The organism is Comamonas sp. F1-6 (genome assembly GCF_039581415.1).
GTDB lineage: Bacteria > Pseudomonadota > Gammaproteobacteria > Burkholderiales > Burkholderiaceae_C > Comamonas > Comamonas thiooxydans.
Genome location: NZ_JBCPWN010000005.1, coordinates 83,318 through 105,209 on the forward strand (window position 1 = coordinate 83,318; position 21,892 = coordinate 105,209).

Genomic DNA, 21,892 nt, shown 5'->3' on the forward strand with positions numbered 1-21,892 from the left:
AATTGCGTTGAACAACGCGAGTTAAACGCGGGAGGCTTTAAGAAGGCGAAGGCCATTGAAAACCACCAACAAGCTAGCCCCCATATCTGCAAAGACAGCCATCCACATCGAGGCGTTGCCAAAGACTGCAGAAACAAAGAATACGGCTTTGATACCAAGGGCAATGGTGATGTTTTGCCAAAGGATTGCATGGGTTCGTTTGGAAAGACGAATGGTTTCAGCCACCTTGCGCAGATCGTCGTTCATGATCAGAACATCGGCAGCTTCCTTAGCCGTATCTGTACCAGCGGCCCCCATGGAAAATCCAATCGAGGCAGCCGCGAGCGAAGGACTGTCGTTCACGCCATCGCCAACCATACCGACGACGTGACCTTCAGCCATCTGCGCGACCCAGGACTGTTTGTCCTGCGGCAACAGATTGGCACGCACTTCATTGATACCAACCTCTCGTCCAATCGCTGCTGCTGTGGCTTCGTTATCGCCGGTCAGCATGACCGTCTGTACACCCAAGGCCTTCAATTCAGCAATGGCTTGCCGACTGGATTCCTTGGTGGTATCAGCAACCGCAAATACTGCGAGTACTTCACTGTCATTGGCAAACAACGAAAGTGTACGACCTTGCAACTCTTGTTCTCGCAGGGCCGCTTCAAGTTCAGATGAACACTGACCGCGTTCGTGAATCCAGCGATGATTGCCCAGCACGTAATTCACGCCACCAATGCTCCCGTGAACTCCTTTGCCCAGTTCCGCACCGAAGTTCTGAACCTCTATCGCATCATTTGCCAAACCGTTAACAACGGCCTTAGACACGGGATGGTCAGAGCGCTCCGCTAGGCTCCTAGCCCAGCTCAGAACATCGGATTCGCTGCTGACAGTGGATAGCACTTTGCTAAACACAAGCTTGGGACGCCCCTCTGTAAGAGTTCCCGTCTTATCTAGTCCGAGCATAGACAGCTGACGAGCCTGTTCCAAGTACGCTCCTCCCTTGATGAGGATGCCTCGACGAGCAGCTGCGGCGAGTCCACTGACAACAGTTACTGGGGTGGAAATGACCAAGGCGCATGGGCAGGCGATTACCAGAAGGACCAGTGCCTTGTAGATTGCTGTCATCCACTCCCACCCCAAAAACAAGGGCGTTCCAACAGCGACCGCTAGAGCCATTACGAAGACTGCTGGCGTGTAGACTGCAGCAAACTTATCCACGAACCGTTGTGTTGGGGCGCGTTGGCTCTGTGCCTCTTCGACCGCATGAATGATCCGCGCCAACACAGTGTCGCTTGCCGGTCTAGTGATACGAAATTCCAGCGAGCCACTTTGGTTGATAGTGCCAGCATAGACATCATCGCCTGGACTTTTGTCCACGGGAACGCTTTCCCCTGTGACAGGAGATTGATCTACCGCACTGTTGCCTGCAATGACAAGTCCATCCAAAGCAAACCGTTCACCTGGTTTTACGCGCGCCAATGATCCAACTGGCACCAGTTTCGCGTCCAAGGCGCTCCAAGAGCCATCCGGCTGCTGAATCTCCGCCTGTGACGGCGACAATGCCAGCAAGCCGGCGATGGCGTTGCGCGCTCGATCTACTGACCGAGCCTCAATCAGTTCGGCCAACGAATACAGCGCCATGACCATCGCGGCCTCGGGCCACTGTCCGATGAGAAATGCGCCAATCACTGCGACGCTCATCAGCGCATTGATATTTAACTGCCACCGCAATAGCGCACCAAGCCCTTTCTTGAAAACAGAAAGTCCAGATAGTGCAATGGCAATCGCCGCCACGCCCATACCAAGCCCCTTCCACGGCAGGCTGTCCGGCGCAAAAAAGTGGACGCCTTCTGCGAGTATTGCAACTACCAATGCTGCGATCAGGCGATTCAATTCAGTGCGTTGAGCTTGAGCCGTTTGCTCTGCCGACAAGGGAGCACTAAGCACTTCAGACTTGAATCCAGCGTTCAACAGCTCTTGGATGATCGAGTCTTTGGCCGATTCAGGGGCGTCTACGGACAACATGCGTGCTGGTAGATTGAACTGCAGTCTCCGCACTCCCGAAATGCCTTCGAGTGCACGACGGATCTGCCCTTCTTCTGTAGGGCAGTCCATCGCGGGTACTCTCAGAAGTAATCCGCCTTCGATTGCATCAACCTTTGCGGTTGAGACCGGGAGCGTAAGGGGTGTTTCACATCCCGAGCCTCCGCAGCTTGTGCCGCCACACGAGCTATTGGATACGCGTGCAACTAAGTCAGCTTGCAACTGAGAATTCGGTGTTTCTGGCTGAGCTTCAAACCCTAGTCGATTGATCGCTTCGATCACCGAAGGCCAGGATGTCTGGGTGGCATCTACGAACAGCTTGCGCTGTGCCAAATCGAAACGCATTCCCGACACGCCGACAACCTGCTCCACTGCGGCTCGAATAGGTCGCTCCTCGTTAGGGCAGTCCATTGATGGAATGTGCAGTCGCAATTCCTTCGGACTCACATCAGCATTCGGCTGCGCAGCAATGGGAGACGTCACTTCACATGCAGCGCTACTGCAAGTGGAATCTCCACAGTGTGTGCTTCCAGTTGAGATATCCGTTTTGCAGGCATCTTGTTTGGACAGCGGGGCTAAGGGCTCGACCTGAAAGCCCAACCCTCTGATCGCCTCAATTACCACCGGCCAAGAAGCGCTAGAGGCATCCACAGACAGGGTGCGCTGAGCCAAATCAAAGCGCATCCCGGTGACACCAGCGATTCGCTCTACGGCGTTCCGAATTGGGCGTTCTTCGTTGGGGCAATCCATGGAGGGGATGCGCAAACTCAGAAATGGCACTGCCTTTGCCTCTGGAACGCTGGACTGCTCGATTGACTGGTCGTCGATACAACTTGATGAGCAACCGCCCGAGCAGGTAGCAGGCTCGTGTGAAGCGGTTGTCGAAGGTGTTAGGCATGTAGGAGTGGTACTCATGACATCATTAGAAAACCTGCACCTACTACAGAGTCAAGCCCAAAAACCTTAAAATTTCCAAGCATTCACTTTGCGAGCACTCGATGAAAATTGGCGAGCTTTCCGTTTCCTCGTCCACGCCGGTAGAAACCATTCGCTTTTATGAGCGCGAAGGATTGTTGCCTGCACCTGCTCGGACCCAAGGGAACTTTCGGATCTACGAATCTTCGCATCTGGAGCGACTTCAAATGATTCGCCATTGCCGCAGCCTAGACATGTCTCTCGACGAGGTGCGTGTACTACTTCGGTTTCGAGACGACCCCGGTGCAGCTTGCGGAGATGTGAACGCCTTATTGGATTCGCATATCAGCCAAGTCGATGAACGAATTAAGGAGCTGCATCTTCTACAAAATCAACTCCAAGATTTACGCAAACGCTGTGGTGAGGAGCGAACCGCTCAACATTGCGGAATCCTTGCCGGCCTAAATGAGCGCCTTCAGATTCTTCCCGGATGACTGTGATAGCAAAGGCTTGACGGACGTGGAGATCGGAGACGCTTGCGCCGTACAGCTACACACAAGATTGCAACACTCCTGCCGCCTAAGCGGTAGTTAGTGTGTTGCATCTACGACTGCTAATGGACGGCTCTCTGGCAGATCATCGAAGACTGGACATGGCCGAACACAGTCAGTCACGGTCAGCAAACTGGAATGCTTTAACTGGGACAGGCGGTGAATTCAACAGGAATACACAGCTCGCTCGACTTGTTCAACTTTTTTGTGAGTTTTACGAGTTAATTTCCACTGAGTAACGGCCTTTAGCTAGCTCGCTGGTTAAGCATTTCAGTGTGTAGTTAATTCAATTGCTGTAATTCACAGCCGCCGCCAACCAGCGCGATGGAGCTGGCCGTGTGATGAGGAGCGGCAAATGGCCGCTGGCGCCACAGCTGCGGCGTGAAACGACCGCTGAGGCTGGCAATGGCGGCGGCTTCGAGCGCCTCTTCATCGGTCATGCCCGGCAGCAAACCCGCAAAGCGCTGGGCCAGCATGGATTTCCCCGAGCCCGGAGGGCCGATCATCAGCACACCATGTGCGCCGGCAGCTGCAATTTCAAGCGCGCGCTTGGCCTGCATCTGGCCGCGCACCTCGCGCAGATCCAGCGACGGCAAAGAGGCTTCGGCAGGTCTGGAGTGCACCCGCTGCCAGCCCTCCACGCCATCGCCCTGCTCCGACAGGGTGGCGTCATGCGCGATGAGCTGCCTGACCACATCCAGCAGATGCGCGGCGCCGAAGACTTCGATGGCCGGCACAAAGGCGGCCTCCAGCGCACTGTCTGGCGGCAGCACCAGCCGCACACGCTGTTGCTGACGCTGCAGGGCCAGCGCAGTAGCCAGGGCGCCGCGTACCGGGCGCAGGGCACCGGTCAGCGACAGCTCTCCTGCAAACTCATAATCGGCGAGCCGCTGCGCATCGATCTGCCCGCTGGCCGCCAGAATGCCCAGCGCTATCGGCAGGTCAAAGCGGCCTGAGTCCTTGGGCAGGTCTGCCGGAGCCAGGTTGACCGTGATGCGCTTGTTGTTCGGGAACTCCAGCCCCGCATTGACGATGGCTGCGCGCACGCGCTCGCGGGCCTCCTTGACCTCCACATCCGCCAGACCCACCAGGGTGAACGAAGGCAGTCCGTTGGCCAGATGGACCTCCACCGTGACAGCCGGTGCCTGCAAGCCCAGCAGGGCACGACTTTGAACCAGTGCCAGACCCATCACGCCCCTCCCCTTCAAGCCGAACTGTAGGGCCTAGCGTATGCGCCAGCGGCTCAAACAGGCAATAGGGGTGTGCACAGGCCGTCAGCCGGCAGCGTCGTCGTCACGGGCAGGCTGCCTGCCCGCAGCCCGGCCACGGCGGCGCTCGGCCTTGGGAAAGCTGCCCTGCTCCTGCATGAGCGCCGCCCGGGTGCGCACACGCTCGAACACCTGCGACAGCACCTCAAGCTCGGCATCGCTGACGTCGCCGAGCAGCTCCTGGTTGATCGCCTGTATCTGCGGAAACAGCTGGGTGTGCAGCGCCAGCCCGGCGTCCGTCAGCTGCACCATGGCCTGGCGCCCGTCGCCGGCCATGCCCTGCTTGTGCAGCAGCCCCTTGGCAATCAGCGTGGAGATGGTGCGCGAGGTGCGCGTGCGATCAAGCTGCGCCAGCTCCGCGAGCCTGGAGGGCTGCATGGCACCCTTGGTGGCCAGCAGCCCGATCATGCGCCACTCGCGCCGGGTGATGCCGAAGCCGCCCTCGCACAGGCGCACCACCATGGTCCCGGCCGAGCTCATCAGGCGGGCCAGATGGTAGAGGAACAGATCGTCCAGCTCGGACGGCTGCCGCCAGGGGTGGCGCTGCGCCTTGGTCATGGGTCTTTGTGGGTTTTCTCTAGGAATGATGGATTAGATCCATTATCGAGTCACTGCTTACAGTGGCTCCAAAGAAAACGACAGGAGACACCATGCCTTGCACCCGTATCGCCCGCCGCACTCTGGCCGGGCTGGCGGCCGCCGCGCTTCTGACGGCATCCCATGCTGCCGACAACTGGCCCGCCAAGCCCATACGCATCATCGTTCCCACGCCGCCCGCCGGCCCTTCCGACATCGCCGTGCGCCCGCTGGCGGCGGCCGTGCAAAAGGCGCTAGGTCAAGCCGTGATCGTGGAAAACCGGGCCGGTGCCAATGGCAATATCGGTGCGGCCGAGGTCGCCCGCGCCCCGGCCGACGGCTACACCTGGCTGTGGGCCATGGACCCGGTGCTCACCGTCAACAAGCATATCTACAAGAACATCGGCTATTCCAGCGATGCCATCGTGGTGCTCAACGCCGCCGCCAGGTTCTCGCAGACCCTGATCTGCAACCCCGGCCTCGGCTTCAAGTCCGTCAAGGACATGCTGGAGGCCGCCAAGTCGCGCGAGTTGACCTATGCCACCGGCGGCGCGGGCTCGCCCGGTCATCTGGTCATGGAGTCGCTGCTGTCCAGCACCGGCGTGAAAATGGTGCATGTGCCCTACAAGGGGCCGGCACCTGCCATGCAGGACCTCATGGGCGGCCAGGTGAACTGCGGCTTCCTGGCGGCACCCACGGTGCTGCCACAGATACAGAGCGGTCGCGTCACCGCCCTGGCCACCTCGGGGCGCACGCGCTCGCCGCTGCTGCCGACATTGCCCACGATTGCCGAGTCCGGCTACCCCGATTTCGACGGCACTTACTGGCTGCTGCTGGCGGCTCCCAAGGGCGTTCCTGCCGAGATCCAGAAGCGCTTTCTCGCAGCCATGGATGCCGCCATCCGCTCGCCGCAGCAGCAGGAGCGGGTGAAGCCCGTGGATATCGAGATGGTGGGCAGCAGCCCCGAGCAGGCGCAGGCCAGGGTGCGCGAGATCTCCGACAAATGGGAAGCGCTGACCCGCAAGATCAACCTGAAACCCGATTGATGCCCCAAGCCCGGGCGCCGGCCATTTGAGCGGTTCAGGCCGGTGCCGGAACCCACCTACACTGCCCGGTTTCCAATCATTAATGGTGTGAATTCGCGAGCCGGTACCGGCGCGGACCACAGACCAGGAGAGACATGACGATGCAAAGAAGAATCTTCGGCAAGCTCGCCGCGGGGCTCTGCCTGAGCGCAGGCTTGCTGGGCGGCGGCGCGCTGCAGGCCCAGGAGAGCCATGCCCTGTTTCCCAACAAGACACCGCTGCGCATGGTGGTCGGTTATCCGCCCGGCGGCGCCACCGACCGCGTGGCACGCATCGTGGCCGACCGGCTACAGGCCCGCCTCGGCAGCCCGGTGATCGTGGAAAACAAGCCCGGCGCAGGCGGCCGCCTGTCGGCCCAGTACGTGAAGAACGCGCCCGCCTCCCAGCCCGCCGTGCTGCTGGCCAATCCCGCCGTGATGGTGGTCGCGCCGCTGGTGTTTCCGGACTCGGGCTACGAGCCGGAAAAGGACTTCCGCCCCATCAGCGAGGTCAACCGCTACGAGTTCGGCCTGGCCGTCGCCAGCGCCGTGCCCGTGAAGGAGCTGCCGCATCTGCTGGCCTGGCTCAAGGCCAATCCGCAGCAGGCCAATTTCGGCGTGCCGGCCACGGGCAGCCTGCCGCACTTTTTCGCGCTGATGCTGGGCGAGGCCGCCAAGGTGCCCGTCGAGGTCGTGGGCTACAAGGGCTCGGGCCCGCTGCTCACCGACCTGATGGGCGGGCAGATCCCCATCGCCGTGGACACTCTAGACACCCAGATCGCCCAGCACGAAGCGGGCAAGCTGCGCGTGCTGGCCACCTCGGGCGAGCGCCGCAGCACCATGGCACCCGGCATTCCTACGCTCAAGGAGCTGGGCGTGAACCTGGTCGGCACGGGCTGGAACACCTTGTTCGCGCCGCAAAGCATGGCGCCGGCCACGGTGCAACGCCTGTCCCAACTGGTGCAGGAGGTGATGAAGGAAGCCGACACGCAGCAGAAGTTCGCCGCCTCCAACCTGGTGCCCGTGGTCAGCAGCGCGCAGGACACGGAAAAAATGCTCAAGGCCTACCGCGCGCAATGGGCGCCGGTGGTTCAGCGCTCGGGCTTCAAGCCCTGATATTTGAGGAGCAGCTATCGCTTGTTACCAAACATTTTCAGCATCAAATCTATCCAAAATCCTTGCATAACAATCGATAGAAGCTCCTGTTTTTGAATGTTCTCCGCTATCTCATGACCGACTCCCGCCCCAATCTGATCTTCATCCTGGCCGATGACCTCGGCTATGCCGACCTGGGCTGCACCGGTGCGCGCGATGCGCACAACAACGCCACTGACGTCTCGCCGCGCCTGGACGCCATGGCCGCCCAGGGCCTGCGCTTCACACGCGGCTACTCCAACTCCTCGGTGTGCTCGCCCACGCGCTTTGCGCTGGCCACGGGCCGCTGGCAGTACCGCCTGCGCGGTGCGGCCGAGGAACCCATCGCCAGCGTGCATGGCGACAAGGTGCTGGGTCTGCCGCCCGATCACCCCACGGTGGCCTCGCTGCTGCGCGATGCCGGCTACGCCACGGCCCTGGTCGGCAAATGGCATCTGGGCTACCCGCCGCATTTCGGCCCGCGCCTGTCGGGCTACGAGGAGTTCTACGGCTTTCATGCCGGCGGCGCCGACTACTTCGCCCACTGCGACCCGCGCGGGCGCCCCGACTTCTGGATCAACGAGGAGCCGCACACCGAAGACGGCTACCTGACCGACCTGCTGAGCCGCCGCGCGGTGGACTTCGTCAAGCGCCAGAGCGCCGAGCAGCCCTTCTACCTCTCGCTGCACTACAGCGCCCCGCACTGGCCCTGGCTGACGCGCGAGGACCGCGCCGAATCCGAGCGCCTGCAAGGCATGGGCAAGCATATCGACGGCGGCTCCATCGACACCTACCAGCGCATGATCCATCACATGGACGAAGGCATAGGCTGGCTGCTGGATGCGCTGGAGGAAAAAGGCCTGAGCGAGAACACGCTCATCGTCTTCACCAGCGACAACGGCGGCGAGCGCTTCTCCAATACCTGGCCTTTCGTGGGCCAGAAGATGGACCTGCTCGAAGGCGGCATCCGCGTGCCTTTGCTGGCCCGCTGGCCGGCGCGCATGACGGCCGGCGCCGTCTGCGACACGCCCAGCCTAACCATGGACTGGTCGGCCACCTTCCTGGCCGCAGCGGGCGTGGACGCGCATGCCGACTATCCGCTGGACGGCATCAGCCTGCTGCCCCTGATGCAGGATCAAAGCTGGATGCCCGAGCGCGACCTGGCCTGGCGCATGAAGCACCGCGAGCAAAAGGCCTTGATCCGGGGCGACTGGAAATATCTGCAGATCGAGGGCATCGAATACCTGTTCAACATCGCCAGCGACCCGCGCGAGCGCGCCAATCTGCGTGATCGTGAGCCCCTGCGTCTGGCCGAGCTGCGCAGCGCCTGGGAGCACTGGAATCAGGAGCTGCCGCCGATTCCCGAGGAAGCCAAGGTCTCGCTGGTGTTCACCAAGGCAGACCTGCCCCAGGCCAGCTTCTGAGCTGAGCGCTGCCTGCAAGCCCATCGCCCAGGCGATGGGCTTTTTTGCGTTCGTGCCCAAACAGAGAGCACGCACTCACTTTCAAATCACCTGTTTGGTGCAAAAAACCGGATAAAAACCGGGCCATGGCGGTGCATTGCAAAAACGCACCATCCTGGTGCATTCGGTTCAGGCCGCCAACCGGGTGGCGAAAGTTGCGCTCAGTGATTGTGAAAACTCGTAGCTTTTTGTACCGGGCAGCTATGGCCCGCTGCCTGTTCTAGGGCCTTGGGCAGCGAACCGTGCCGCAGCCGCCGCAGAGACTGGCACGGTCTGTGCTTTGAGAGTTCATCCGAGATTTTTGCCACGAAATTTTCAAACCGGAGGAACCCTGAATGCCTAGTCCCGCTGCAAGCCGTTTCAAGACTTTCGCCAAGACTGCCGCCCTGGCCTGCGCCGTTGTCGCCCCCATGTGGGCCCATGCCCAGCTCTCCGCCAACGTTGCCCTGACCACCAACTACAAGTTCCGTGGTCAGGATCAGGACGCCAGCCGCACCAGGGCCGTCAAGCCCGCGCTGCAAGGCGGTTTTGACTACACGTTCGGCGACAGCGGCTTCTACGTCGGCAACTGGAACTCCTCCGTGGACTGGCTGCCCGGCAACTCGCTGGAAACCGACTTCTACGGCGGCTACAAGTTCAAGGCTGCCGATGTGGACTGGGACGTGGGCATGCTGACCTATGTGTACTCGGGCAACGCCAACGGCAACACCACCGAGATCTATGGCTCCGGCACCTACGGCCCGTTCACGGCCAAGTACTCGCACACGGTGTCCAAGGACTACTTCGGCTGGGCCGGCGCCAAGGCAGGCTCGGGTCTCAAGGGCCGCAATACCGGTTATCTGCAGTTCTCCTACAGCCAGGAAGTGATGCCCAAGGTGACACTGAAAGCATCAGTTGGTTACACCCATTTCTCCAGCGACATCAAGGACCTGGGCGTTCCCAACTATGTGGACTACAGCGTCGGTGGTGCCTATGACCTGGGCGACGGCTTCTCTGCCGCGGCGGCGGTGACCGGCGCCAACAAGAAGGCCTACTTCGGCGATGTGAACAAGGCGCGTCTGATTCTGACGCTCTCCAAGACTTTTTAATTTTTCAGGAGCCCGTCATGAAAATGGTGATCGCCATCATCAAACCCTTCAAGCTCGACGAAGTGCGTGAAGCTCTTTCCCAAATCGGTGTTCAAGGCATCACCGTGACCGAAGTCAAGGGCTTTGGCCGTCAGAAGGGCCACACCGAGCTGTACCGCGGTGCCGAGTATGTGGTGGACTTTCTGCCCAAGCTGAAGATCGAGGCCGCGATTGCCGACGATCTGGTCGATGCCGCCATCGACGCCATCGAGGGCGCAGCCCGTACCGGCAAGATCGGCGACGGCAAGATTTTTGTGCAGGCGCTGGAGCAGTCGATCCGTATCCGTACAGGAGAAACCGGCGACGCGGCCCTGTAAAGGCCCAGTCTCTCTGGAACCGTTTTGAGAAAGATTGCCATGATCAAGAAACTATTGAGCGCAGGCCTGGGACTGGGCCTGCTGGCTGCCGGCGCCACCGGCTTTGCCCAGGAAGCTGCAACGGCTGCCGCCGCCGCAGCGCCTGTGGCCGAAGCAGCGGCCGAGGCCGTTCCCACCCTGAGCGCCGGCGACACCGCCTGGATGCTGACCTCGACCATGCTGGTGATCCTGATGGTCATCCCCGGCCTGGCGCTGTTCTACGGCGGCCTGGTGCGCAGCAAGAACATGCTGTCCGTGCTGGCCCAGGTCTTCGTGATCTTTTCGCTGATCACCGTGCTGTGGGCCATCTACGGCTACTCGCTGGCCTTTGGCGGCGAGGGCAAGTTCTTCGCAGGCTTCGACAAGCTGTTCCTCATGGGCATCACGCCTGACACGCTGTCGTCCATGCTCAAGACCATCCCCGAATATGTGTTCGTGGCCTTCCAGTCCACCTTCGCCGCCATCACCGTGGCGCTGATCGTGGGAGCGTTTGCCGAGCGCATCAAGTTCGCGGCCGTGATCGTGTTCTCCGTGCTGTGGTTCACCTTCAGCTACATCCCCATGGCCCACATGGTGTGGGGCGGCGGTCTGCTGGGTGCCGATGGCGCGCTGGACTTCGCGGGCGGCACCGTGGTGCACATCAACGCCGCCGTGGCCGGTCTGGTGGGTGCCTACATGCTGGGCAAGCGCATCGGCTTCGGCAAGGAAGCCCTGCCTCCGCACAGCCTGACGCTGACCATGGTGGGCGCTTCGCTGCTGTGGGTGGGCTGGTTCGGCTTCAACGCCGGCTCTGCCGGTGCCGCCAATGGCGTTGCTGGCCTGGCCTTCATCAACACCATCCTCGCGACCGGCGCTGCCGCCATCTCCTGGATCGTGGCCGAAGCGCTGCTGCGCGGCAAGGCCTCCATGCTGGGTGCTGCCTCGGGTGCCGTGGCCGGTCTGGTGACCATCACCCCCGCCGCCGGCTTTGTCGGCCCCATGGGCTCCATCGTCATGGGTATCATCGCCGGCCCTCTGTGCTTCTGGGGCGTGTCCGGCCTCAAGCGCCTGCTCAAGGTTGACGACGTCTGCGACGTGTTCGGCGTCCACGGTGTCGGCGGTATCCTGGGTGCCATCCTGACCGGCGTGTTCTGCGCCAAGGGCCTGGGCGGTATCGAGCCCGAAGGCTACAACATGGCGCATCAGCTGTGGGTGCAGGTCGAGAGCGTGCTGGTGACCATCGTCTGGTCCGGCGTGGTCTCCTTCTTGGCCTACAAGATTGCCGATCTGACCGTGGGTCTGCGTGTCTCGGAAGAGTCCGAGCGCCAGGGCCTGGACATCACTTCTCACGGTGAGGTGGCCTACACCCGTTAAGCGGCAGGCTCTTCGCAAGTTCAGTTTCATTACGTTGCCCCGCAGTGCGAACTGCGGGGCTTTTTTATTCACGCCTGCTTTTCAAAAAAATCAAAGACCAGGCCTTCCTGCCCCGGGGGCGCCCCGGCTACCATGCAGGCCATGGATTCAGCCACCAGCCAAATCAATCAGCTCGGCGAGCGCATTCGCGCCGCTGCCAGTGACAAGACCCCGCTGCGCATCTGCGGCGGCGGCAGCAAGGACTTCTACGGCCTGCGTCTGCAGGGCGAGCCGCTGTCCACGCGCGCGCTCAGCGGCATCGTCAGCTACGAGCCCAGCGAGCTGGTGGTCACCGTGCGCGCCGGCACGCCGCTGGCCGAGCTGGAGGCAACATTGGCCAGCCAGGGCCAGTGCCTGGCTTTCGAGCCGCCGCACTTCGGCGCCGCCAGCACCGTGGGCGGCATGGTCGCCGCAGGCCTGTCGGGCCCGTCGCGTGCCAGCGTTGGCGCAGTACGCGACTTCGTGCTGGGCCTGGAGATGATCAACGGCCAGGGCGAGCTGCTGCGCTACGGCGGCCAGGTCATGAAGAATGTGGCCGGCTATGACGTCTCGCGCCTGATGACGGGCAGCTGGGGCACGCTGGGCCTGATCACCGAGATCAGCCTCAAGGTCCTGCCCGTGGCTCCGGCCGAGGCCACGCTGCGCTTTGACGCCTGCAGCCAGGAGCAGGCTCTGGACTGGCTCAATCACTGGGGCGGCCAGCCTCTGCCGCTCAATGCCAGCAACTGGCTGGAAGAAGACGGAAAGGGCACGCTGTATCTGCGACTGCGCGGCGCCCGCGCCGCCGTTCAGGCCGCCACACTGCGCCTGGGTGGCGAGCGGCTGGACAGCGACGCCGTTGCCGCCGACTGGAGCGCCAGCCGCGATCTGAACCTGCCCTGGTTCCAGCAGCGCGCTGCCGATCATTGTCTGTGGCGTCTGTCCGTTCCTGCGACCACGGCGCCGCTGCAGCTGCCGCAAGGTGCAGCAGGCCCGTTCATCGACTGGCATGGAGCTCAGCGCTGGGTGCAGGCCCCGCGTTCGGCCGCCGCAGCCTTGCAGCAACTCGCGCAGGCAGCCGGCGGGTCCGCTTCTCTTTTCAGAGCCGAGGACGCCAATCAGACAAGCGCCAACAGCGATCTTGATGTTCATGCGCAGGCCAGCCCGGCCGGCCGCACATCGGCACAGCTGCATGCCCGGCTCAAGCAGGCATTCGACCCCGCCGGCATTCTCAATGTGGGCCGTCTCTCGGCGCATTGGTAAGAACAAGGACAGCACCCCATGCAAACCAATCTCGCGCCCGAATACCGTGCCACGCCAGAAGGCCAGGAAGCCGAAGCCATTTTGCGCAAATGCGTGCATTGCGGCTTTTGCACCGCCACCTGCCCCACCTACCAGACCCTGGGCGACGAGCTGGACGGCCCGCGCGGCCGCATCTATCTGATCAAGCAGGTGCTGGAAGGGCAAACACCCACGCGGGCCACACAGCTGCACCTGGACCGCTGCCTGACCTGCCGCAACTGCGAATCCACCTGCCCCAGCGGCGTGCAGTACGGCCATCTGGTCGATATCGGTCGCAAGATCGTCGATGAACAGGTCGAACGCCCGGCGGGCGAGAAGCTGCAGCGCTGGCTGCTCAAGGAGGGCATGAACTCCCCGCTATTCGCCCCCGCGCTGAAGCTGGGCCGCGCCGTGAAAGGCCTGCTGCCGGAGTCCCTGGGCGAAAAAATTCCGGCCGCCCAGGAGGCCGGAGCCTGGCCCTCACGGGAACATGCGCGCAAGGTGCTGCTGCTGGCCGGCTGCGTGCAGCCGGCCATGATGCCCCGCATCAACTACGCCACGGCCCGGGTGCTGGACGCCGTGGGCGTGCAGACCGTGATTGCCGACAAGGCCGGCTGCTGCGGCGCGGTGAAGTTCCACCTCAACGACCAGGACGGCGGCAAGGCCCAGATGCGCGCCAATATCGATGCCTGGTGGCCGCTTGTCGAGCGCGGCGAGGTCGAGGCAATCGTGATGAACGCCTCGGGCTGTGGCGTCACCGTCAAGGAATACGGTCATCTGCTGCGGCTGGAGCCGCAATACGCCGACAAGGCCGCGCGCATCAGCGCCTTGACCCGCGACCTCAGCGAACTGCTGCCCGACATGCTGCCCGAGCTGGTGGACAAGCTCAAGGACCGCATCACGGTGCCCCGGGCCCCCGTGGCCTATCACCCGCCCTGCACGCTGCAGCATGGGCAGAAACTGCGCGGCGGCGTGGAAGCGGGCCTGCGCGAGCTGGGGTTCGATCTGCGCGTGGCGCGCACCGAATCCCATCTGTGCTGCGGCTCTGCAGGTACCTACTCGGTGCTGCAGCCTGAAATCTCGCACCAGCTGCGCGACCGCAAGATCGCCGCACTGGACGAGCCGTTCGCCCCAGAAAAGCCCGCAGCGATTCTCTCGGCCAATATGGGCTGCATCGTCCATCTGCAAAACGGTACCGAGGTCCCGGTCATGCATTGGGTGGAGCTGCTGGATCAGGCCCTGGCCACCGGCTGACACCCCCGCATGCCACTGCAGTTTGCAATGCTGGCATGATTGGGGGTTTTGTTTTCCCAGGCCCACGGGCTTTGCCATGACTGAAATCGTGTCTGAATCACAAGAGCAGAAAGCCTCGCAAGCGGCATCGCAGCACAGCGTGCAGGACTCGCAGCCCGGCTCACGCTCGCGCCGAGGCGGCCGTGGCCGCCAGAACCCGGCTCCCGCAGCCAAAGCCGCCCCGCAGGCCGCACGTCCGCAACACCCCTTGCTGGAGCAGTTGGCACAGTGGCACCCGGCCCTGTTCGGCGAACAGCTGCTGCCCTTCAAGCGCGGCATTTTTGAAGACCTGCTGGCCGCCCACCCGGAGCTGGACAAGGACGCACTCAAGAGCGCGCTGCAGCAGCACACCCGCTCCGGTCGCTATCTGGCGGCCATGGCCAGCGGTCAGCAGCGCCATGACCTGAGCGGTCAGCCCGTGGAAGCCACTCTGCCCGAGCATGTTCACCACGCGCTGATCGAAGTCTTCCGCCGCCGCCAGCAGCGCACGCAGGAAGACCTGACGCCCAAGCTGCGCAACCGCATCGTCGTCGCCTACGAAGCCTCCGGTCTCACGCGCGAGGAATACGCCGAGCGCGTGCAGGGCCGTGACGAAAAGACCAACGCCCTGGTGGTAGATGCCCTGGCCGAGGCCGATGCCCGCGCCGCCAAGGACGAGGCGCTGCTGCGCTCCTTCCAGCTCAGCGGCCAGACTTCGGAGCAGGAGTTCGCCGAGATGTACGGCATGAATCCGCGTCAGGTCGTACAGCAGCTGGAACGCGCGCGTCGCCGTCAGCAGAATATTCAGTAAAAATAGCTGCTGACGCCTATCAAATGGGCGCCAGCAGCTATTGATTTTGAATAGATCAGGCCGCGCCGTAGCCCATGACAGCCTTGGTTTCGAGGAAATCGCGGAAACCGTGCTCGCCCCATTCACGGCCATTGCCTGACTGCTTGTAGCCGCCGAACGGCGCATTGAAGTCAGGCCCCGCGCCGTTGAGGTGGACCATGCCTGTGCGCAGGCGCGCGGCCACGCGGCGCGCACGCTCCAGGCTGCCCGATTGCACATAGCCCGAAAGGCCGTACACCGTGTCGTTGGCCATGCGGATGGCGTCTTCCTCGTCATCGTAGGGAATCATCACCAGCACGGGACCGAAGATTTCCTCGCGCGCAATGCTCATGTCATTGCTCACGTCGGCAAACACCGTGGGTTTGACAAAGTAGCCCCGGGCCAGCCCTTCGGGGCGGCCTGTGCCGCCCGCCACCAGGGTCGCCCCCTCTTCAATGCCCTTGCGGATCAGGGCCTGGATCTTGCCCCATTGCGCCTCGCTGACCACGGGGCCCATGTGCATGCCCTCGGCCAGCGCATCGGCCACGGTCGCTGCGCCGGCGACGCTACGGGCGATCTCCACGGCCTGCCCATGCAGGGCGCGCGGCACAAACATGCGCGTGGGTGCGTTGCAGCTCTGGCCCGAATTCATCAGCACCGCCTGCACGCCCTGGGTCACGGCCTTCTGCAGGTTGGCGTCATCCAGCACGATGTTGGCAGACTTGCCGCCCAGTTCCTGGGCCACACGCTTGACGCTGTCGGCCGCGGCCTTGGCCACGGCAATGCCCGCGCGCGTGGAGCCCGTGAAGGTCATCATGTCTATGCCGGGGTGGGAGGACATGGCCTCGCCCACACCGGGGCCGTCGCCGTTGACGAGGTCGAAGACGCCTGCCGGCACGCCGGCCTCGTGCAACACCTCGGCCACGAGCAGGGCATTGAGCGGAGCGACCTCCGAGGGCTTGAGCACCATGGTGCAGCCCGCGGCCAGGGCCGGGGCGACCTTGCACATGATCTGGTTGATGGGCCAGTTCCAGGGCGTGATCATGCCGACCACGCCCACGGGCTCATGCATGACGGCCGTGCTGCCCTGCACATGCTCGAAGGCGAAGTTCTTGAGGACCTCGATGGTGGAGCTCAGATGGGCCACGCCCATGGCGGCCTGTGCCGCCTTGGACAGCCACAGCGGCGCCCCCATCTCCTGCGAGATGGTCTGCACAAAGTCGCCGTAGCGGCTCTGGTAGACCTCCAGCACCTTGGCCAGCAGGGCCAGGCGCTCTTCGCGGCTGGTGCGCGAGTAGCTCTCGAAGGCGCGGCGCGCGGCGGCCACGGCCTTGTCCACGTCGGGGGCCGAGCCCATGCTGATGCGGGCAATGGCTTGCTCGTTGGAGGGATTGATGACCTCCAGGCTGCGCGGGCTGACCGGATTCACCCATTGGCCGTCGATATAGAACTGCAGATGGTCTTGCATGAGGCTATTTCCTTGGTATCGAGTCAAAAGAAGAGGTTTGCGATCTGGGCCCGCCGGTGCGTGGCTCGGGCGCACCGGCGGTCCGACGCTCCGGCGGCCCGACGCATCGGCGTGGTGAAGTGCAAGCTTCAGGGCTTGGGCCGGATGGCGTCCGCCGTACCCTGGATGAAGGCCTTGATGGACTCCACGTCATCGCCCGACAGCTTGCCCGTGAAGTCCGGCATGCCGCGCGCCATGACAGAACACGCAGTTGGCCACGTACAGCATGGTGCCGGCCTCGACCTTGGCGGGGTCGTATTTCACGCCCTGCAGCAACTGGCCCGTGCGCTGGGCCACGAATTCCGGCATCCTGGCCTTGCCGCCCACGACGAAGGTATAGACCGTGCCCGGCCCCTGGCGCTCGGTGGCGCGCGCAGCCAGGCCGTAGACACCGCCCCAGCCCACGGCCACCGAGACATACTGCTTGCCGTCCACCATATAGGTGCTGGGCGCGGCCACCACGCCGGTGCCCGTGGGCGCTTCCCACAGCTTTTCGCCGCTGGCCGCGTGATAGGCCACAAGGCGGCCATCGGCCGTTCCCTGGAACACCACATTGCCCGCCGTGGTCAGCGTGCCGCCGTTCCAGGGCGAGACATGCTCCACGCTCCAGGCGGCCTTTTGCGCAACCGGGTCCCAGGCCAGCAGGCGACCAAAAGGCTTGCTCTTGGGCGGCTCGGCATTGAAGAACTTGGCCGTGTTCCAGCCCGTGCCCGACTGGGGCTTGCCCGGTCCGGCCTGGTTGAACTCCCATTTCTTGTCGTCCATCAGGTTGACGGGCACGTTCTGCGCAGGCAGATACACCAGGCCAGTCTGGGGGTTGAAGGACATGGGGTGCCAGTTGTGCGCGCCATAGGGGCCCGGCACTGCATCCTGGGGCTTGCTGCCGTCGCGTGCCGCAGCAATGCCGATGGGCTTGCCGTTCTTGTCGTAGCCGCTGGCCCAGTTCACGGGCACGAAGTTCTTGGCCGAGATGAACTTTCCATTGGTGCGGTCGAGCACGAAGAAGAAGCCGTTCTTGGGCGCATGCAGTATGACCTTTCGCGGCTTGCCGGCGATCTTGATATCGGCCAAGATCATGGGCTGGGTGGAGGTGTAGTCCCAGTTGTCGCCCGGCGTTTCCTGATAATGCCACTTGTATTTGCCGGTGTCGGGATCCAGGGCCACGATGGAAGCCAGGTACAGGTTGTCGCCGCCCTTGGGGCTGCGCACCTTGTGCGACCAGGGCGAGCCGTTGCCCGTGCCCACGTACATGGTGTTGAGCTCGGCATCGAAGGTCATGCTGTCCCACATGGTGCCGCCGCCGCCGGCCTCCCACCATTTGCCGCTGGGGTCCCAGGTCCTGGCGGCGCGTTTCATGGATTCGTCCTCAAAGGGTTTGGACGGATCGCCGGGCACGCTGAACCAGCGCCATTTCTGCTCGCCGGTCTCGGCGTCATAGGCCGTGATGTAGCCGCGCACGCCATATTCGGCGCCGCCGTTGCCGATGATGACCTTGCCCTTGAACACGCGCGGCGCACCCGTGATGGTCAGCGACCCCTTTTGCCCCTCGAAGGTATTTTTCTGCCAGACCTCCTTGCCGGTGGCGGCATCGAGCGCGATCAGGCGGCCGTCCCAGGCACCCACAAAGACCTTGCCCTTCCACAGCGCCACGCCGCGGTTGACGACGTCGCAGCAACCCTTGAAGCCGGTGCTGCGGTCGACCTGCGGGTCATAGGTCCAGATCCTGTTGCCGGTACGAGTGTCGATGGCGTGCACCAAGCTCCACGAGGCACTGACGTACATGATGCCGTCCACGACGACAGGCGTGGCCTCCACGCCGCGCGTGGATTCGAGGTTGTACGACCAGGCCAGGCCCAGGTCCTTGACGTTGGCGGCATTGATCTGATCGAGGCGGCTGTAGCGGGTCTCGGCGTAGTCCACGCCGATGGTGGGCCAGTCGGGCGTCTTCGCGGCATTGGCGCTGATGAAAGCGCCATCGACTCGCTGCACGGCGGCCGCGGCCTGCGCCGCAGGGTCGGCTTGCGCGAGGGCCGCTGCGCTGCCCAGGCAGGCGGCCAGCATCCAGGCCATGCGACCGGGCCGTCCATGAGAGTTGTCGATCAGCCGTTTCATCGAGGTCTCCTGTTGTGATTGCTATGCCGCAAAGCATGGTGTATCGCCTGTTTTTCTTCATGATCGGGATTTCCCCAGGCTAGAACTGTTCCATTGCGGAACACATTGACCGCTCCTGCGGACAGCCTGGGCATGACATGAACGTTGATGAGCCACGCGCGATGGACGCGCTACAGCAGTGCTTCTCGAGCACCGGGGCGGAGCGGGCCTTGCAGGCTCGCCGCCAGTTCTTCGAGGCCGGCATACGCCCCTCGGGCCTGGTCAGCGAGGCGGTCATCCAGTCCTGGCTGCGCAGCCAGCGCCAGCACTGCAATGGACGGCGGCTGGCTCTGGCTCCGGTCAGCCCCAGTCGGCTGCATGCCACGCAGGAGCGCTGCCGCGGCCTGCTGCAGGCACTGCAGCACGAGCTGCCGACCCTGGAGCAGGCGCTGGCGGGCACCGGCACGCGCGTGATGCTGACGGACGACAAGGGCATCGTGCTCCATGTCTCCCCAGCATCCATGAGGCCCCGTGACGAGCGGGTCGGCCTGAACATGTCCGAGCAGGCCATGGGCACGACCGCCCCGGGCATCGTCGCCGCCACCGGCCAGGCCTGTACCGTCACCAACGGCGAGCACTATTTCGACGAGCTGCACGCCTTCCGCTGCGCAGCAGCCCCCATACGCGACGTGCACGGCCGCCTGGCCGGGGTGCTCAATCTGATGGTGGAACAGCAGCATTTCAGTTTCGATGCCGCTCCCGTGGTCGGCATGTACGCCACGACCATCGAAAACACCTTGCTGCAGGCTCAGTCGCACGAGCATCTGGTGCTGCGCTTTCAGGTGACGCCTGCCCTGCTGCACACGCCGCTGCAGGCGCTGATGGGCGTGGCCGCCGATGGCCGCGTCGCCTGGATGAACGGCACCGCCGCCCAGCTCATCGGCCAGCCCTTGGATACAGCGTGCAGCGCGCAGGAACTGCTGGGCCATGATCTATCGTGCCTGCTTCAACTGAGCGGCCAGCCCGCCCCCGCGCCGCTGCGCCTGGCCAGCGGCCTGGGCGTCTGGATGCAGGCGCATCTGCAAACCTCGCATGGCCTTGGCTCGCACCTGGACACCAGCAGCGTGGAAGACCAGGCCAGCCCCGCAACCACCGAAGCAACGCCCGTCGCCGAGGCACAGCCCCTGGCGACGCTGCGCGAGCACAGCGCGCAGCTGATCCGGGAGACGCTGGACCAGCATGGCGGCAATGTCTCCCAGGCAGCGCGCGCCCTGGGCATCTCGCGCGGCACGCTGTACCGCCGCCTGCGCGGCGGTCGGGACGAGGGTTTCTGAGCCCATTCCTGACCCATGGCGCAAGACTCTTTTGCGTTCGTCCAGGGTTCCGCCCCGCCCCGCTCGGCCCCACAATCCTGGCCGCGCTGCACCGGCCTGCAGCCAAGGAGCGTGTATGTGGTTGGGTTTGTCGCTGTTTTATGTGGGTGCGGTGCTGTTTCTCAACGGCCTGTGGATGCTGGGCAAGATTGCCGACAAGGAAATCTGGGTCATCAATATCTTCACCGGGGTGGTGTCGCTATGCATCGGTCTGGCCAGCATCTTCGGCCCGGCGGCCGACGCGGCATCGGTCAAGAGCGGCGCTCTGACCCTGCTGTTCGCCTTCACCTATCTCTGGGTGGCTTTCAATCGCTTCAGCGGTGCCGACGGCCGAGGTCTGGGCTGGTTCAGCCTGTTCGTGGCAATCACCGCTGTTCCCGTCGCCCTCGATACGCTGACCAGCGCCAGCTCGGGGCTGGACTGGTGGATGGGCGTCAACTGGGCCGCCTGGGCCGTACTCTGGGCCTTGTTCTTCGCGCTGCTGGCCCTGAGGAAAAGCATTGAACGCCCCACGGGCTGGCTGTGCATTGCCCAGGGCGTGCTCACGGGCTGGGTACCCGGATACCTGATCCTGGCTGGGAAGCTGATGTGACCCCCTGAGGCGCTGTGCGCCTGGGCGGCCCCGCCTTCCCCCTCTCTCTTCGGGAGGGGGACGACACCTTCGGTGCGGCGCGGCCGGCCCAGGCCCTTCCTCGGTATCCTTGATGTGGTTTGGGCTATTTTCTCGGGGCTCTGCCCAAGGTGGCCAGCAAGGCTGCTCCCATGATGAGCGCACCGCCGGCCAGCGTGCGTGCGCTGAGCTGCTCGTGGGCGATGAGCACCGAGGAGATGCTGGCAAACACCACTTCCGACAGCATGACCACCGAGGTCACGCCCGAGGGCAGACGCGCTGCGCCAAATTGCAGAGCCCAGTTGCCAAACATCAAAACCACGGCCAAGCCAAGTGCGAGAAAGGCCCAACTGCCATCAAAAGCAGGAAAGCCCGGCACCATGCCAGCGCTGCTGGCGCTCAAGGCGGTCAGCAGGCCCATGCTCATGCAGCCGGCAAACATGGCCAGCATGCGGGCCTGGGCCGGAATGCCTTGAAAGCGGCGCAGCAACACATTGGTCAGTGCAAACATGAAGCCGCCAAACACGGCCAGCGCATCGGCCAGGGTGAGACCGGTAAACAACCCGGAGAGCGAGGCATCGGCGGGCAGCAACACCAGCACCACACCGCCAAAGGCCAGCAACAGGCGCAGCAGCGCCATGGGCGTGGGCTTTTCGCCCAGCAGCTTCCAGGCCAGCAGCACCGCCCAGGCGGGCATGAGATAGAACAAGAGGATGACGCGCACCACGTCGCCCACGGTCACGGCCCAGTTGAAAGCCACGTTGTTCAGACCCGAGCTGGCCGCCAGCAGCAAGAGCACCGGGTATTGCCAGGCCTGCCTGATGCTGGCGGGGCGCAGCGCCAGCAGACCGGCCAGCACCAGCGCATACATCGATGCCGTGGCCCACAGCGGATGCAGTCCGGCTTCATGCATGAGACGAAACGGCCACCATGACAAGCCCCAGATAAGGGCATTGAGCAGCAGCGCAAATACAGGCAGTGGACTGTGCATAAAAAAGGCTTCTAACGTTTGCTCTGCAAGCGTTAGAAGCTATTGATCGTGTAGTGAATGCAGCTTGTCGGCGCCAGCTGCAGAGC

At 63.4% G+C, this 21,892-nt stretch carries 16 protein-coding genes and 2 pseudogenes; 12 read left to right on the plus strand and 6 right to left on the minus strand.

Annotation, left to right across the window (positions count from 1 at the left end):
• Window positions 1-21: 21 nt before the first annotated feature.
• A complete protein-coding gene (locus tag AAIL66_RS07040) occupies window positions 22-2,100 on the minus strand; it encodes a heavy metal translocating P-type ATPase (protein ID WP_343496421.1) in 2,079 nt (692 codons plus the stop codon).
• 926 nt (window positions 2,101-3,026) lie between these two features.
• On the opposite strand from AAIL66_RS07040, the gene cadR reads away from it, so the two are divergent.
• Window positions 3,027-3,437: a Cd(II)/Pb(II)-responsive transcriptional regulator gene (gene cadR / locus AAIL66_RS07045; RefSeq protein ID WP_343496347.1), complete on the plus strand. Its 411-nt coding sequence runs from the start codon at window positions 3,027-3,029 to the stop codon at window positions 3,435-3,437.
• 362 nt (window positions 3,438-3,799) lie between these two features.
• On the opposite strand, the pseudogene AAIL66_RS07050 reads toward cadR, so the two are convergent.
• Both AAIL66_RS07050 and AAIL66_RS07055 read right to left on the minus strand, forming a co-directional pair.
• Window positions 3,800-4,684 (minus strand): annotated as a pseudogene (locus tag AAIL66_RS07050) (magnesium chelatase domain-containing protein); the annotation flags it as partial.
• Window positions 4,685-4,768: 84 nt separating this feature from the next.
• Window positions 4,769-5,320 carry a MarR family transcriptional regulator gene (locus AAIL66_RS07055; protein ID WP_343496348.1) on the minus strand — a complete coding sequence of 184 codons (552 nt, stop codon included), beginning with the start codon at window positions 5,318-5,320 and terminating at the stop codon, window positions 4,769-4,771.
• Window positions 5,321-5,412: 92 nt separating this feature from the next.
• On the opposite strand from AAIL66_RS07055, the gene AAIL66_RS07060 reads away from it, so the two are divergent.
• From AAIL66_RS07060 to AAIL66_RS07100, 9 genes are all read left to right on the plus strand, one after another.
• Window positions 5,413-6,384 (plus strand): tripartite tricarboxylate transporter substrate binding protein, encoded by a 972-nt coding sequence (locus tag AAIL66_RS07060; protein WP_034394273.1) that lies wholly within the window; start codon window positions 5,413-5,415, stop codon window positions 6,382-6,384.
• A gap of 140 nt (window positions 6,385-6,524) precedes the next feature.
• Window positions 6,525-7,517 (plus strand): Bug family tripartite tricarboxylate transporter substrate binding protein, encoded by a 993-nt coding sequence (locus AAIL66_RS07065; protein WP_343496422.1) that lies wholly within the window; start codon window positions 6,525-6,527, stop codon window positions 7,515-7,517.
• A gap of 113 nt (window positions 7,518-7,630) precedes the next feature.
• Window positions 7,631-8,959, plus strand: a complete 1,329-nt coding sequence (locus AAIL66_RS07070; protein ID WP_343496349.1) for a sulfatase-like hydrolase/transferase — start codon at window positions 7,631-7,633, stop codon at window positions 8,957-8,959.
• A 374-nt stretch (window positions 8,960-9,333) separates the two neighbouring features.
• Complete coding sequence (locus AAIL66_RS07075) at window positions 9,334-10,086, plus strand: TorF family putative porin (RefSeq protein ID WP_052057548.1); 753 nt, start codon at window positions 9,334-9,336, stop codon at window positions 10,084-10,086.
• A 17-nt stretch (window positions 10,087-10,103) separates the two neighbouring features.
• On the plus strand, window positions 10,104-10,442 hold the full coding sequence (gene glnK / locus AAIL66_RS07080; RefSeq protein ID WP_003059648.1) for a P-II family nitrogen regulator: 339 nt from the start codon (window positions 10,104-10,106) through the stop codon (window positions 10,440-10,442).
• Between the two features lie 39 nt (window positions 10,443-10,481).
• Window positions 10,482-11,834, plus strand: a complete 1,353-nt coding sequence (gene amt / locus AAIL66_RS07085; protein WP_034406877.1) for an ammonium transporter — start codon at window positions 10,482-10,484, stop codon at window positions 11,832-11,834.
• 132 nt (window positions 11,835-11,966) lie between these two features.
• A complete protein-coding gene (gene glcE / locus AAIL66_RS07090) occupies window positions 11,967-13,115 on the plus strand; it encodes a glycolate oxidase subunit GlcE (protein WP_343496350.1) in 1,149 nt (382 codons plus the stop codon).
• A gap of 18 nt (window positions 13,116-13,133) precedes the next feature.
• Complete coding sequence (gene glcF / locus AAIL66_RS07095) at window positions 13,134-14,387, plus strand: glycolate oxidase subunit GlcF (protein WP_224649495.1); 1,254 nt, start codon at window positions 13,134-13,136, stop codon at window positions 14,385-14,387.
• 76 nt (window positions 14,388-14,463) lie between these two features.
• Window positions 14,464-15,216, plus strand: a complete 753-nt coding sequence (locus AAIL66_RS07100; protein ID WP_045839249.1) for a ProQ/FinO family protein — start codon at window positions 14,464-14,466, stop codon at window positions 15,214-15,216.
• Between the two features lie 55 nt (window positions 15,217-15,271).
• On the opposite strand, the gene AAIL66_RS07105 is transcribed toward AAIL66_RS07100, so the two are convergent.
• Both AAIL66_RS07105 and AAIL66_RS07110 read right to left on the minus strand, forming a co-directional pair.
• A complete protein-coding gene (locus AAIL66_RS07105) occupies window positions 15,272-16,702 on the minus strand; it encodes an aldehyde dehydrogenase family protein (protein ID WP_343496351.1) in 1,431 nt (476 codons plus the stop codon).
• 128 nt (window positions 16,703-16,830) lie between these two features.
• Window positions 16,831-18,853 (minus strand): annotated as a pseudogene (locus AAIL66_RS07110) (PQQ-dependent dehydrogenase, methanol/ethanol family).
• Between the two features lie 161 nt (window positions 18,854-19,014).
• On the opposite strand from AAIL66_RS07110, the gene AAIL66_RS07115 reads away from it, so the two are divergent.
• Window positions 19,015-20,166 (plus strand): helix-turn-helix domain-containing protein, encoded by a 1,152-nt coding sequence (locus tag AAIL66_RS07115; protein ID WP_045839407.1) that lies wholly within the window; start codon window positions 19,015-19,017, stop codon window positions 20,164-20,166.
• Window positions 20,167-20,281: 115 nt separating this feature from the next.
• Window positions 20,282-20,797, plus strand: a complete 516-nt coding sequence (locus tag AAIL66_RS07120) for an AmiS/UreI family transporter (RefSeq protein ID WP_003070509.1) — start codon at window positions 20,282-20,284, stop codon at window positions 20,795-20,797.
• A gap of 124 nt (window positions 20,798-20,921) precedes the next feature.
• Here the strand turns inward: AAIL66_RS07120 and AAIL66_RS07125 are convergent, their stop codons facing one another.
• Window positions 20,922-21,806 (minus strand): DMT family transporter, encoded by an 885-nt coding sequence (locus tag AAIL66_RS07125; protein WP_343496352.1) that lies wholly within the window; start codon window positions 21,804-21,806, stop codon window positions 20,922-20,924.
• Window positions 21,807-21,892: the final 86 nt, after the last annotated feature.